Genomic DNA, 12,610 nt, shown 5'->3' with positions numbered 1-12,610 from the left:
GAGCGCGTCGTGGCGCATCTCGCAGCGAGGGTCGGGCTCAACGACATCGAGCGGCGCGTGATCGCGCTCTCGCTCGCGGGCGTCGCGCCCGAAGCGCTTCCGGCGCAGCTCGGGGTCGACCCGTCGCTCGCCGCGGCCGCGCTGCGCGTCGCCTGCGTGCGTCTCGAGATCGATTCGGTCAGCGACGTCTGGCGCCTGGTCGCGCGCGAGCTCGGGCGCAGCTGAGAGGTGTCCAAAAACGGCTCGTCGGCGCAGAGCCCTCCCGTCCGCGTGCGCCGCACGCTGCCGTCCGGGCCCGCCACCAGCGAGCACTCCCGCTGGACCAAGATCCCATCTGCGGAGTCGTGTGAGGCGTTCCCGGAACGACGTTCGGGAATAGCTGGCCGAGAGACGCGTTCTGCAACCACATTGCATTCTCAATGTTGGTTGCGTCTGCAATGCACCTCTCGTAGGGTTCCGCGGCTTCTCGCGCCCTTTTACCTCAGGATCTCGCCCGAATGGACATCCAGGAACGCCTCACCGCCTTCGCGATGCTCGGGGCCACGTGGGTCATGTGGCTGCTCGTGCTGCTGTCGATCGTGGGCTTGGCGATCATTCTCGAGCGCGCGTACTACCTCTTCGTCTCGCGCGACGACATCGCGAAGCTCAAGAGCGACCTGCTCGCGAAGCTCCGCTCCAACGACGTCGACGCCGCGCGCACCCGCATGCGGCAATCACGGAGCGTGGAGGCGCAGGTCGCGCTCGCCGGGCTCGACGCGGCCGAGGACGGCGCGGAGACGGCCGAAGAGCGCATGGACGGTCAGACGTCCATCTCGCGCCTGAACATGGAGCGCAACCTCGCGTTCCTCGGCACCGTCGGCAACAACGCGCCCTTCGTCGGGCTGGCCGGCACCGTCATCGGCATCATCCGCGCGTTCCACGAGCTCAACGAGAGCCAGGGACAGGTCAGCGCGGGCCTGATGGCGGAGGTCGGTGAAGCGCTCGTCGCGACGCTGATCGGCCTGCTCGTCGCGCTGCCCGCGGTCGCGTTCTTCAACCTCTTCCAGCGCATCATCAAGGCACGCCTCACGCGCGCCGACGCGATGGGCAGGGAAGTGCTGGCGTTCCTCAAGTCCGAGCGCCGTAAGAACGGCGTCGCGGAAGCCGCGGCGGAGTGACGCGATGGGCGGTGGAACCGGTGGTGGTGGCGACGACGATCTGATCACTTCGATCAACGTCACGCCGCTCGTCGACGTCGTCCTCGTGCTGCTGATCATCCTGATGGTCACCGCGAGCTACATCGTGTCGCACAGCATCCCGATGGAGCTGCCGCAGGCGACGCCCGAGGACTCGTCGGCGACGACGCCGCGCACGCTCGCGGTGTCGGTCGACTCGGAGGGGCACCTCTACATCGACGCGCAGCCGATCTCCGACGAGGCCTTCCGGCCGGCGATCCGTCGCTACGTCGCGGGCCTCCCCGATCGCAACGAGTCGCGCGCGACGATCGCGGCCGACGGCCGCATCCAGCACTCGCGCTTCGTGTACGTGCTCGACTCGCTCCGCCAAGAGGGCGTGACGCGCTACGCGATCAACGTCCGCCCCGAAGACCTCGCGCAGTAGTCGAGACGCTTGGGAGACGGCGGGGCAGGGCTCGCGAGGCTGTTCGGCGCGCTGGTGCTCAGCATCGGCGCGCACGTCGTCGTCGCGGTCGTGTTGATCGCGCTGCCGATCGTGCGGGACCTGATCCCGAACGAGCCGCAGATGATCGAGATCGTCGCGATCGAGGAGCCCCTGCCCGAGCCGGAGCCCGAGCCGGTGGTCGAGGAGCCCGAGCCTCCGCCGCCGGAGCCCGAGCCCGAGCCGGTGCGCCCCGAGCCGCGTCGCGTGGAGCGCACCGAGCCGCGCCCGACCACGCCGGACCCGCAGCCCGAGCCGCCGAGCGAAGAGCCGCCGCCCGTCGAAGAGGCGATCGCGGACTTCACCGGCGAGACGCTGACCAACGAGGGCGCCGAGACGTTCGCGATGCCGGTCGGCAACGGCGCGCCGATGGACGGGCCGATCGGCCAGCCGGGCGCGGTCGTCACCGGGCGTCGTCGCGAGGGCGGTCGCGGCGGCGCGGTCGGAGGCACCGGCACTGCGGCGCCCGAAGGACCGCGCGTGGTCGCGCTCGCAGATCTGTCGCGACGCCCGAGCCCTCAGGGCGACATGAACGCGGTGCTGCAGCGGAACTATCCGCCGCGCGCGCGTCAGCTCGGCATCGAAGGGCGCGTGGTGATCGGCTTCCGCATCATGCCGGACGGGAGCGTGCAGAGGTTCCGCACCCGCAGCGAGACCCCGCCGTCGCAGGGCTTCGCAGAGGCGTGCCGTCGCACCGTGCAGCAGCTGCGCTGGGATCCGCCGCTCGCGCAGGACGGCGCCGCGGTCGCGACCGACGCCAGCTTCGAGTGCGAGTTCGCGGTCGGGCTCTGAACGGGGGCCGGGTCCGGGTCGCTTTCGGGAACGCGCTCAGGTCCGGACCAGGCGCGGGGCGCGCGCCACGAGATCGCGGGTCGGCGTCGTCTCGCCGGCACCGGGCGGGAACCACGTGAGATCGACCTGCACGATCTCGCTCGATGGCCGGCGCGCGAGGGACTCGAGCGTGCGCCGCGCGGCTTCGGGAGGCGCTCCGATCGCGTCCGGGAGCTCCGCGCGCGTGAGGACGATCAAGGAGACGAGCGCGTGCTCCTCCTCCTCGCGCGCCGCTTCGCCGCGATAGCCGCGGCCGGGCTCGGGCGGGACCTCGAGCGTCTCGCGCGCCGCGATCTCGGCGCGCACCGCGCGGTGGCGCTCCTCCGCGACCGGCGCGTCGGTCCTCGCGTACTGGCGGAGCGCGACGTGCGTCCACGGCGCGCGCGCGAGCGCGGTCGCGAGCTCGGGGAGCACGTCGCGCGCATTGAGGCGCGACGCGAGGATCTCCTCGAGCGCGTGCCGCACGGCCGCGACGTGCTCCCGCGCGAGCGCGACCTCGACCACCGCGAGGTCCCACTGCTCGACCGGTGGTGCTGGTGACGCGGCCCGCCGTCGTGGCGACCGCCGAACGAAGAAGAACAACACCAGCACCGCGAGCGCCCCGCCGACGATCGCGATCGTCTCGTGCGTGACGGCCCGCAGGTGCGCTGCTCGCTGCGCGCGATCCTCCTCCAGACACTGCTCGCGCCCCACCGCGTCGCAGCGTGCCTGGAGCGCCGCCATCTCGGAGTCGTGCTCCGCGATCTCCTCGGGGGTGAGCTCGCGGTGCGACGTCGCGGGGCGCGGGTGCCGGTACGTGCGCTGGGCGCTCGCCGTCGTCGCGAGCGCTGCATGGAAGGCGAGGACGAGCACGAGCCCGCGTAGCGACATCGTCGCGATCATGCGCCGGCCCGAGCCCGAAGTGGTCGTCTCCGTGACATCCCCTGCCCTGCGGCGCGTTGCGAGCTCGAAGACGTGGGCGAGCTGGCTGCCGTCGGCTCGATCACCGCGTGAGGTGCGCGATGTGATCGATCACGGCGGCTCGCGCTTCGAACGTGACGCCGAAGGTGCGGTCGAGGTCGGTGGTGTCGAAGACGAAGGGATCGGCTGGGAGGCCGGTGTCTTCGACGTGGACCTCGCCGGTGCCGACCCGGCGGACGATCTCGCGGGCGATGTCCTCCCAGCTCACGACGTCGCGGGCGACCGCGAGGATGGTGCCGCCGGCATCCGTCTCGAGGGCGCGGGTGTAGAGCTCGGCGAGATCGCATGCGGCGATCCACTGGCGGGCGTCGTGGCGCGCCACGACCAAGCGCTCTCCGCGGCGGGCACGCGCGACGAGATTCTCGAGGCGCCGATCCGACTTGAACGGTGCGCCGGGGAACGCGGGCGCGCCGACGACGGCGCTGGGGCGGATCACGGTCCCGCGAAGGCCGTGAGCCTGGGCGACGGCCCACAGCGCGAGCTCGCCGGTCGCCTTGGTGACGCCGTAGAAATCGGCGGGCGCGAGGGGATCGGACGCGCTCATGCGGGCGTGGAACGGGCGGTGGACCGCGGTCGACGACGTGTAGAGGAGGCGCGGGATGGCGGCGCGCTGGGCGGCGTGCAGCAGCGCGATGGTGGCGCGGGGATCGACGAGATCGAGCTCGGTGGGCTCCTCGTCCCAGATCAGCGCGTTGTGGATCAGCGCGTGGTGGCCGCGGAGCGCGGGCTCGAGGGACGCGGCGTCGCGCAGGTCGCCGCGCACGAAGCGGATGTCCGCGGCGCCGGCCCACGACGGGATCTTCGCGGGGTCGCGCGCGAGCAGCGTGAGGCGGTGGCCGCGCGCGAGCAGGGCGCGCGCGAGGTGCGCGCCGACGTAGCCGGTGCCGCCGGTGAGGAAGACCTGCACCGCGCGCACGGTAGCGCGAGTCGACCGCGGGCTCGACGATCACGGTGCGTCATACGCGCGGCGCGCGAAGAGCGCCCTCACGTTCGACGCGATCAGACGTGCAGCTCGCGGAGTGTCCCGCGCACGTCGATCGCGCTTCCGTCGCGACGCGTCACCTCGCGCATCCCGAAGTGATCGTCGTCCCAGCCGAAGCTGCGCAGCAACGTCACGAAGAGCTGCGAGAGCGCGGGCCCGTGCGAGAGCGGTCGCCCCGCCCAGTCGATCGCGGCGCGCACGTCGCGCGCGTAGCGCACGTAGCGACCGGTGCGGAAGAAGTCGGTGCCGCCCGCGATCAGCGTGCACGCGTCGACGTGTTGGTGCGTCGGTGAGCCCAGCTCGGTCAGCCACACGACCGTCGTGTGATCGAGCATCGTCCCCGATCCCTCGGGGACCGCGTCGAGCATCTCCAGCAGCGCGAGGAAGCGCTGCGAATAGAAGATGCCGTAGTCGATCATCGCGCGCTCCGACACGGGATCGAAGGGCTCGCTCCCGTCGTCGACCGAGCTGTGGGCGAAGCGCCCGTGCACGTCGGAGCTCGCCGGATAGCCGAACTCCGTGGGCTCGAGGATCGGCGGGACGATCGTGACGACGCGCGTGAGATCGCACGAGAGCGCCAGGGTCGCGAGGCGCGAGTACTGGTCGATCACGTGGCCCGTCGACTCGAAGGCGGGATCGCAGCGTGTCGGCACCGCGATGCCGAGCGCGCGCTCGAGATCGCGAACGATGTCGCGGTGCTGCTCGAGCTTGCGCGCGCCCTCGAGCCCCATGCGCGAGCGCATGAATTCGTGCTCGCGCGCCACCGCGTCCAGCACGCTCCCGCGGAGCGCGCGGATGCGCTCGTCGCGCGTGCGCGGCGTGTCGGTGGTCGGAGGCACGTAGAGACCGAGCAGATCCGCGTAGGCACGCTCGGGATCTTCGACGCGCGGCGCGGCCTGGCCCGCGCCGAGGACGAGTACGGCATCCAGTGGTTGGCGCCCCAGACGCACGCGTCGAAGCGTCCGGGCTGCGCGAGGCGCGCGCCGATCTCCTGATCGATCGAGCGCCCGCCGCCGATGCAGATCGTCCCGGGCCCACGCTGCTGCGCGATGCGCGTCGTGAGCAGATGCGCCATCGCGACGTTGTGGTGATTGCCATCGACGCCGGTCTGGCCGGCGAGCGCTGCGAGATCCCCGAGCACCGAGGTGTGCGCGATTCCTTCGATCGGCAGCACGCGATCGCGCATCGCGTGGAAGGGCCGCAGCACCGGGCTGAGCTCGTCGCGCGAGAGCTCGAGCAGCGAGCGCTCCACGGTGCGATCGGTGGGCAGCCCTGGGAGCGCGACGTGCCAGCCGTTCCACACGTGCGCGTGGCCCGTGCAGAAGAACACGATGCGTCGCGGCGGTGGCTCGTCGTCCCCGGCGTGCACGGTCGATCGCCCCAGCGCCGCCGATGCGAGCGCCGACAGACCCATCGCGCGCAAGAACCGTCGTCGATCGAGGATCGTCGTCATTCGCCCACCGCCGTGCGCCGCGCGAAGCTCGGGTGCGTGACGATGGCGAGCATCAGCGCTCGCACGTCGCCGCCGCTCTCCGCGAACCGCTCCTCCAGCTCCGCGAGGAGGAACTGCTCGCTCGCGTCCGCCGGCCTGCCGCGCACGAATTGCAGCCAGCGGCGCGTGTAACACGCATGCACGTCGCGGCTCGTCGCGAGCCGGCTCGAGAGCTCGAGCGCACCTTGGTAGGGCCCGTCGACGTCGGTGCCGTGGAGCGCGCCCGCGGCGTCGATCGCCACGCCCACCTCGACGTCGCGCCACACGCCGGCGGCGTCGTAGTGCTCGAGGCTGAAGCCGATGCCGTCGAGCCGCGCATGACAGCCCTGGCACATCGCGGAGCTGGTGCGCTGCGCGAAGAGCTCGCGGTTGGTGCGTGGGCCATCTCCGTCGCTCGGCCGCGGCTGCGAGAGATCGACGTCGGCGGGTGGGCTCGTGCGCGGCGCGCAGAGGAGCGTCTCGAGCACGAAGCTGCCGCGCAGCGGCGGAGACGCGTAGCCAGGGTGCGCGTGCGACGCGAGCACGGCGATGCGCGTGAGGATGCCGGCGCGTCGTTCCTCGGGCAGCGTCACGCGACGCCACTCGTCGTCGGCCCACGAAGGGTCGGTCGCGACGTCGTAGAGATGCGCGAGGCGTCCGCTGAGCTCGGCCTCGGGGCTCTCGAGGAGCGACGCGAGCCGGCCGTCTCCCTCGACCAGCGCGAGCCGCACGAAGCGCAGCGCTTCGGTGTGCGCGTCGCGCTGCGTCCGCGCATCCCAGTCGCTGCGCGTCTCCTCCGCGCGCACCGCGTGCTCGGGCTCGAGGATGCGATCGAGATCGAGCCACTGCCGATGGAAGTCGACGATCGTGTCCCCCGCGCGCGCGTCGGAGATCATGCGTCGGGCTTCTCGCTCGATGCCTTCACCGCTCGACAGCGCACCGGTCGCAGCTGCCTCGAAGAGCGCGTCGTCGGGCATCGACTGCCAGAGCGCATACGAGAGCCGACTGGCCATCTCGTAGCCGTCGACCGCGATCACGTCGTCGCCGCTCGCGGGCTCGGTGCGATAGAGGAAGCTCGGCGTCTGCAGGAGCATCTGCACCGCGAGCTCGATCGCACCGAGGAAGTCGGTCTGCATCGTCCACGCGCGCATGCGCGAGCGGAGTCGCTCCGCCTCGTCCTCGCTGAGTGGCCTGCGCAGCGCGCGCATCGCGAAGCCGTCCACGAACGCATCGATGCACGCTTCCTGCTCGCTCGGCGTGGACCATGCGTCGCACGCGAGGATCCGCGCGCGCGCACGCTCGTCGGCCATCACCGCGCTCGCCACGGCGCGTGCGGACTCTTCGTACCGCGCGATCCCGAGCTGCGAGGGCCCGAGCGAGCGCGCGTCGTTCTCCAGTCGATCGAGCGTCGTGTCGACCGGAAGCTCCAGCACCGGCAGCGCGGTGCCCGGGAACAAGTCGCGCAGCGTTCGTTCGTGCTCGACGCGCGAGAGCCGTCGCAGCGGCTCTGGCACCGCGGGGATCACGCGTCCCGTCGGACGCGGTCGCGCGATGGGCAGCTCGTCGCCGCAGCCCGACAGCGCAGCGAGGAGGAGCGTGATGGCGAGGGGCACAGCGTGGCGCACGCCCATCTCCGTTTGCATGTCCTGCACCGAGGACTTGTCGCTCGCCGTCGTCGCGTTTTTCAGGCCCGAGCGCGTTGGAATCGAGCGCGCGATCCGACGACTGGAGTCGTCGCGCTCCACCGTCCGCGGTCGCGTGGGCCGCGCGCGTGCGCGCCCGCGGGCCGCCCGCGTGCGGTGCGTGCGTTCTGCACGATTTCGAGCACACGGGCGCGTGGTACGCGCGCTGCTCAGGCGGCGCGTCCATGCTCGACCTTCGTGGCGTCGCGGTGCTCGCCCTCGTGCTGATCGTCGCGTGCGAAGCGCCGCCACCCGACACCGCAGTCGACGGCGGCCTCGAGCCCGACGGAGGCCCCGCCCTCTGCGTGCTCGATCGCGAGTGCCAGAACGGCGTGTACTGCGACGGCGAAGAGCGCTGCATGCCCGGCGCCACCGACGCCGATCAGCGCGGCTGCGTGCCCGCCTACGTCGAAGCGTGCGAGCCCGGCTACGTCTGCGAAGAAGAAGCGCGACGCTGCGTGACCGACTGCCCGGTCGCGCTCGACGCCGACGGCGATGGTCGCATCGCGGTCGACTGCGGCGGCGACGACTGCGACGACACCGATCGCAACCGCTTCCCCGGCAACACCGAGGTCTGCGACGCGGCAGGGCACGACGAGGACTGCAACGCCGCGACGTTCGGCTTCGTCGACGACGACGGCGACGGCTCCGCGTCCGAGGCGTGCTGCAACGCGGACGACGAGGGCACGACCTGCGGCGACGACTGCAACGACGGCGACAGCCTGATCAACCCGCGCGCCGGCGAGGCGTGTGATCGCGTCGACAACAACTGCGACGGTGTCGCGGACGAGGTCTGCCCGTGCGCGCCCGGCGCCGCCGAGGTCTGCGGCGTCGGCGAGGGCGCGTGCCAAGAGGGCCGCCGCGTGTGCGTCGAAGGGATCTTCGGCGAGTGCATCGGCGCGGTCGGTCCCACCGAGGAGCTCTGCGACGGAGTCGACAACGACTGCGACGCGAGCGTCGACGAGCACGTGCTGCGCACCTACCACGAGGACACCGACGGCGACGGCTACGGCTCGGCGACCTCGGGCGTGACCACGAGCGCGTGCAGCGTCCCCGAGGGCTGGGCCTCGAACACGCTCGACTGCGACGACGCGCGCGCCGGCGTGAGCCCCGCATCGCCCGAGGTCTGCAACGACCTCGACGACGACTGCGACGGCACGACCGACGAGGGCTTGCGTCGCGTCTACCACCTCGACGGCGACGGCGACGGATTCGGCGGCGCCGCGAACACCGCAGGCGCGACCTGCGGCCCTCCGAGCGCGTCGTACGTCGAGCGCCGCGGCGACTGCGACGACGCGCGCGCATCGGCGAGCCCGGTCGGCATCGAGTCGTGCAACGGCGCCGACGACGACTGCGACGGACGCACCGACGAGGGCGTGCTGCGCACGTTCCATCGCGATCAGGACGGCGATGGCGTCGGCGGCGCGACGACGAGCACCGGCTGCACTGCGCCGAGCGGCTACGTGACGCTCGGCGGCGACTGCGCCGACACCGACGCCGCGCGCCATCCGGGGCGCCACGACTCGTGCAACGCGATCGACGACGACTGCGACGGCGCGACCGATCCCGGCTGCACGTGCACCGACGGCGCGCGCCGCGACTGCGGCACCGGGCCCGGCGGTGGCGCGCCCACGAACGTCGGCGAGTGCGCGATCGGATCGCAGATCTGCGTCGGCGGCTCGTGGGGCAGCTGCGTGGGCGATGTCTCGTCGAGCGCCGAGGTGTGCGACGGGCTCGATCAGGACTGCGACGGACGCACCGACGAGGGCACGGTGGTCACGACGTGCCTCGGCGACGGCGACGGCGATGGATACGGCGCGGGCGCGGCCACGCGCCAGTGTCGCGACGCGACGCGCGCGAGCGCGGGCTACTGCCCGCCGGGATGGACCACGACCGGCGGTGACTGCAACGACGCGAACGCGTCGGCGCGCCCGATGGCGACCGAGTCGTGCAACGCGATCGACGACGACTGCGACACGACGATCGACGAGAGCACGATCGCGACCGGCTGCTTCCCCGACGCCGACGCCGACACCTACGGCATCGGCAGCGCGACCGCGCAGTGCCGCGACGCGACGCGTAGCGCGCACGGCTTCTGTCCGCTCGGTTACACCAACCGCGGCGGCGACTGCAACGACAGCTCGAGCGCGATCCGCCCCGGCGCCACCGAGGCGTGCAACGGGCGCGACGACGACTGCGACGCCGCGGCGGACGACGGCGCGGGGATGATCTGCGCGCTCGGCACGGTGCGCGCGGGCACCGGCGCGTACGGCTCGTGCGGCAGCGTCGCGGGCACCTACGCGTGCAACGCGGGCTGCACCAGCGAGACGTTCACGCCCTCGCCTCCGTCCGAGACGTGCAACGGCAGCGACGACGACTGCGACGGCGCGATCGACGACGCGTTCGAGTGCCGCCAGAGCTCGACCGGCCACGCGTGCGTGACCGGCTGCGGCACCGTCGGCACGCGCAGCTGCAGCGGGAGCTGTTCGTTCGGCGGCCAGACCTGTCGCGGCACCGAGATCTGCAACGGCTGCGACGACGACGTCGACGGCACCGCGGACGACGGCTTCACGTGCCGCCTGGGCGAGACCCGCAGCTGCACGCGCGCCTGCGGCAGCGGCAGCGTGACCGGCACCCAGCGCTGTCTCGCGGACTGCAGCGGCTGGAGCGACTGCACCGCGACCGAGACGTGCAACGGCTGCGACGACGACGGCGATGGCAGCGTCGACAACGGCTTCTTCTGCCCGCGCAACGCGATCACGTACTGCACGACCGCCTGCGGCACCGCGGGCCAGCAGATCTGCAACGACAGCTGCAGCGCGTTCACCGAGAGCGCCTGCTACGCGAGCGCGGAGAGCTGCAACTACTGCGACGACGACGGCGACTCGGCGACGACCGACGCGAGCCTCGCGAACGGCATCGTCACCGACCTCTACACGTGCAGCTCGTTCCGTGCGGCCTCGACCATCACCACGTGCACGACCATCACCTCGCGCACGTACACGCTCGTGAACGGCGCAGCGAACGACGCGGGCGCGATCTGGCTCGACAATCCCGCTGCGATGCGGCGTCTCGGCTGGGGGCCGATGAGCTTCGTCGCGGAAGTCACGGCGGGTCGCAGCGCGTCGCCGACGACGTACCCGGCGGACGGTTGGGCGGTGATCCTCGGACGCAACGGAAGCGGCGATCTCGGGGCGATCGGCGGCGGTCTCGGCGTGCCCTCGACCCGCGACGGGCTCGTGTTCGAGTGGCGCTACTACACCGGCACGCCCTCGAGCCAGAGTGATCAGGTGCAGGTCGTGCGGCAGTCGGGCGGGATGCGGACCGTGCTCGGCACGGTGACGCCGCCCGCGGGCCACCTCGACTCGACGTCGTCGAGCGACGTCACGCAGCGCCTCTTCATCGAGTACACGCCGGACGATCCGCGCACCGTCACGAGCGAAGAGCGGCTGCGCCTGCGCTTCACGGTGAACGGCCCGATCGCGCTCGACGTCGCGCCCTCGCCCTCGTCGTGCGGCGGATCGATCTGCGCGTGCGATCCACCGTGCGCGTCGCCCTCGCTCGCGCGCGAGCTCGTGCCGGGTGAGCCCTTCCAGATCGGGTTCAGCGCCGCGACCGGGGGCGCGGTGTCGATGGCGCGCGTCGAGCTCAACGGCACGATCGTCGGCACCGGCCCGTACACGCGCGCCCAGCGATCCAACGTGTGCTTCTGAGGCGCGATCAGCGGTAGTAGGCGAGGGCGGTGCAGAGCTCGTCGCTGCTCGACAGACCGGCGGTGACCGTCGAATCGCCGGTCGTGATCGTGCACGTGAGCCGCAGGCCGTCCTCGCCGCCGAACGTGAGCCGCGGTGCGGCGATCGTGGTCCCGGGCGCGGTCCAGTCCAACGCGTCGTGGAGCAGCACGCCCGCCGCGTCCGCGGCCGACGCCGCGTGGCGCACCGTCGCGTCGCCGCGCGAGCGCGTCAGCGTCGTGAGCGCGATCAGCTCGGCGCCCGACGGCATCGCGTGGAACGAGGTCTCCGCGCAGGTCGTGTGGGCGGGGCAGGCGATCATCCAGTCGAAGAGCAGCGCGACGTCCAGCGCGTCGCGCTCGGGCGCGCCGGGATCGAGCACGTCGAGCTCGACCTGGACCGACGCTTCGAGGTCGGCGTCGCTGGTGTTCGCGACGCGCTGCATGATCCTGATGTGCTCGTGCGGCGCGAGCACGAGCTCGGTGTCCTCGGGCAGGACGAGCGACGCGGGCGAAGCCGTCGTGACCAAGAGCGGCGCCGCCCCGACGTCTCCCGGGCACGTCGTCGCGCCTTCGGTGACCGGCGCGGTCGTCCGGGAGATCTCGACTTCGTAGGTTCCCGGCGACGGCGTGACGTGGATCGCCCGCACGCGCTTGCCCGCGCTGCCTCCCGCGTCGACCACGAGGCAGAGCGTCTGCTCGGTGCCCGCGCCGCTGACCCAGGGCCCGAGCACGATCTCGTCGCCCGCCGTGTCGCGCTCGACCTCGATCCCGATGTCGAGCTGTCCCGGCCCCGTCTCGACGACGTCGCCGCTCACCACGAAGCGGAACCGCACCTGCGTGGTCGCTGCGGCCGCGACGGTCGCGCTCACCGGGTTCGGCGAGACGAGCGTCGCCGCCACGTCGGTCGCCTCGCCGCCGCCGACCCGCTCGAGCCGCCATCCGTCCGCGAGCGTGACCGTGTACGCGCCCGCCGCGAGCTCGAGCGAGATCGTCGCCGCGTCGGGATCGGTCTCGGTCGACGCGCTGGTCGTCTCCGGTCCGGCGATCGCGAACGTCGCGTCGCGCAGTCGATAGGTCGCCCCTTCGGCATCGGTCGCCGTGAGGTGGAGCGAGAGCCCCGTCGAAGGCTGCTCGGGCGCACAAGCAGCGAGCGCCGACGCGAGAACGAGAGCTGTGCGATGCATGCGGATCCTCCTGGGTGGACGGAAGGGGCCGATCATGCGCCGTCCCCCTCGGCACCCGCCGACGTAGCACGCAAGCAGGCGCTGGATGCGCGAGGGCCCCGCGACGCGCCT

Annotated in this window: 10 protein-coding genes and 1 pseudogene; 5 read left to right on the top strand and 6 right to left on the bottom strand. The window is 72.3% G+C overall.

The window, feature by feature from the left end:
- Window positions 1-9 precede the first annotated feature (9 nt).
- The 4 genes from I5071_RS18055 to I5071_RS18040 all read left to right on the top strand — a co-directional run bounded on the left by I5071_RS18055 (window position 10) and on the right by I5071_RS18040 (window position 2,448).
- Window positions 10-225, top strand: a complete 216-nt coding sequence (locus tag I5071_RS18055) for a hypothetical protein (RefSeq protein WP_236606716.1) — start codon at window positions 10-12, stop codon at window positions 223-225.
- A 272-nt stretch (window positions 226-497) separates the two neighbouring features.
- Window positions 498-1,157: a MotA/TolQ/ExbB proton channel family protein gene (locus I5071_RS18050; RefSeq protein ID WP_053232909.1), complete on the top strand. Its 660-nt coding sequence runs from the start codon at window positions 498-500 to the stop codon at window positions 1,155-1,157.
- A gap of 4 nt (window positions 1,158-1,161) precedes the next feature.
- Window positions 1,162-1,599 carry an ExbD/TolR family protein gene (locus I5071_RS18045; RefSeq protein WP_236606715.1) on the top strand — a complete coding sequence of 146 codons (438 nt, stop codon included), beginning with the start codon at window positions 1,162-1,164 and terminating at the stop codon, window positions 1,597-1,599.
- 9 nt (window positions 1,600-1,608) lie between these two features.
- Window positions 1,609-2,448, top strand: coding sequence for an energy transducer TonB (locus tag I5071_RS18040; RefSeq protein ID WP_236606714.1), 840 nt, complete (start codon window positions 1,609-1,611; stop codon window positions 2,446-2,448).
- Window positions 2,449-2,484: 36 nt separating this feature from the next.
- Here I5071_RS18040 and I5071_RS18035 read toward each other — a convergent pair whose 3' ends face one another.
- The 5 genes and pseudogenes from I5071_RS18035 to I5071_RS18020 form a co-directional block, all read right to left on the bottom strand.
- Window positions 2,485-3,357 carry a DUF1517 domain-containing protein gene (locus tag I5071_RS18035; RefSeq protein WP_236606713.1) on the bottom strand — a complete coding sequence of 291 codons (873 nt, stop codon included), beginning with the start codon at window positions 3,355-3,357 and terminating at the stop codon, window positions 2,485-2,487.
- A 112-nt stretch (window positions 3,358-3,469) separates the two neighbouring features.
- Window positions 3,470-4,354: an NAD-dependent epimerase/dehydratase family protein gene (locus I5071_RS18030; protein WP_236606712.1), complete on the bottom strand. Its 885-nt coding sequence runs from the start codon at window positions 4,352-4,354 to the stop codon at window positions 3,470-3,472.
- A gap of 92 nt (window positions 4,355-4,446) precedes the next feature.
- The gene (locus I5071_RS18025; protein ID WP_236606711.1) at window positions 4,447-5,379 is read right to left on the bottom strand and encodes a DUF1552 domain-containing protein; all 933 of its coding nucleotides are present in this window, start codon (window positions 5,377-5,379) and stop codon (window positions 4,447-4,449) included.
- A 41-nt stretch (window positions 5,380-5,420) separates the two neighbouring features.
- Window positions 5,421-5,615, bottom strand: a pseudogene (locus tag I5071_RS47000) (hypothetical protein); the annotation flags it as partial.
- 263 nt (window positions 5,616-5,878) lie between these two features.
- Complete coding sequence (locus tag I5071_RS18020; protein ID WP_236606710.1) at window positions 5,879-7,525, bottom strand: DUF1592 domain-containing protein; 1,647 nt, start codon at window positions 7,523-7,525, stop codon at window positions 5,879-5,881.
- A 242-nt stretch (window positions 7,526-7,767) separates the two neighbouring features.
- Here I5071_RS18020 and I5071_RS18015 point away from each other — a divergent pair, with 242 nt between their 5' ends.
- On the top strand, window positions 7,768-11,295 hold the full coding sequence (locus I5071_RS18015) for a MopE-related protein (RefSeq protein WP_236606709.1): 3,528 nt from the start codon (window positions 7,768-7,770) through the stop codon (window positions 11,293-11,295).
- Window positions 11,296-11,302: 7 nt separating this feature from the next.
- Here the strand turns inward: I5071_RS18015 and I5071_RS18010 are convergent, their stop codons facing one another.
- The gene (locus I5071_RS18010) at window positions 11,303-12,499 is read right to left on the bottom strand and encodes a hypothetical protein (RefSeq protein ID WP_236606708.1); all 1,197 of its coding nucleotides are present in this window, start codon (window positions 12,497-12,499) and stop codon (window positions 11,303-11,305) included.
- Between the last annotated feature and the right edge of the window lie 111 nt (window positions 12,500-12,610).

Source organism: Sandaracinus amylolyticus, from assembly GCF_021631985.1.
Lineage (GTDB): Bacteria > Myxococcota_A > Polyangia > Polyangiales > Sandaracinaceae > Sandaracinus > Sandaracinus amylolyticus_A.
The sequence above is the reverse complement of the archived record's forward strand: the minus strand, read 5'-3'. Positions and strand labels throughout refer to the sequence as shown.

Coding starts and splice junctions, on each gene's coding strand:
- I5071_RS18050 (WP_053232909.1), top strand. CDS start 498: ATGGACATCCAGGAACGCCTCACCGCCTTCGCGATGCTCGGGGCCACG.
- I5071_RS18045 (WP_236606715.1), top strand. CDS start 1,162: ATGGGCGGTGGAACCGGTGGTGGTGGCGACGACGATCTGATCACTTCG.
- I5071_RS18035 (WP_236606713.1), bottom strand. CDS start 3,357: ATGTCGCTACGCGGGCTCGTGCTCGTCCTCGCCTTCCATGCAGCGCTC.
- I5071_RS18015 (WP_236606709.1), top strand. CDS start 7,768: ATGCTCGACCTTCGTGGCGTCGCGGTGCTCGCCCTCGTGCTGATCGTC.
- I5071_RS18010 (WP_236606708.1), bottom strand. CDS start 12,499: ATGCATCGCACAGCTCTCGTTCTCGCGTCGGCGCTCGCTGCTTGTGCG.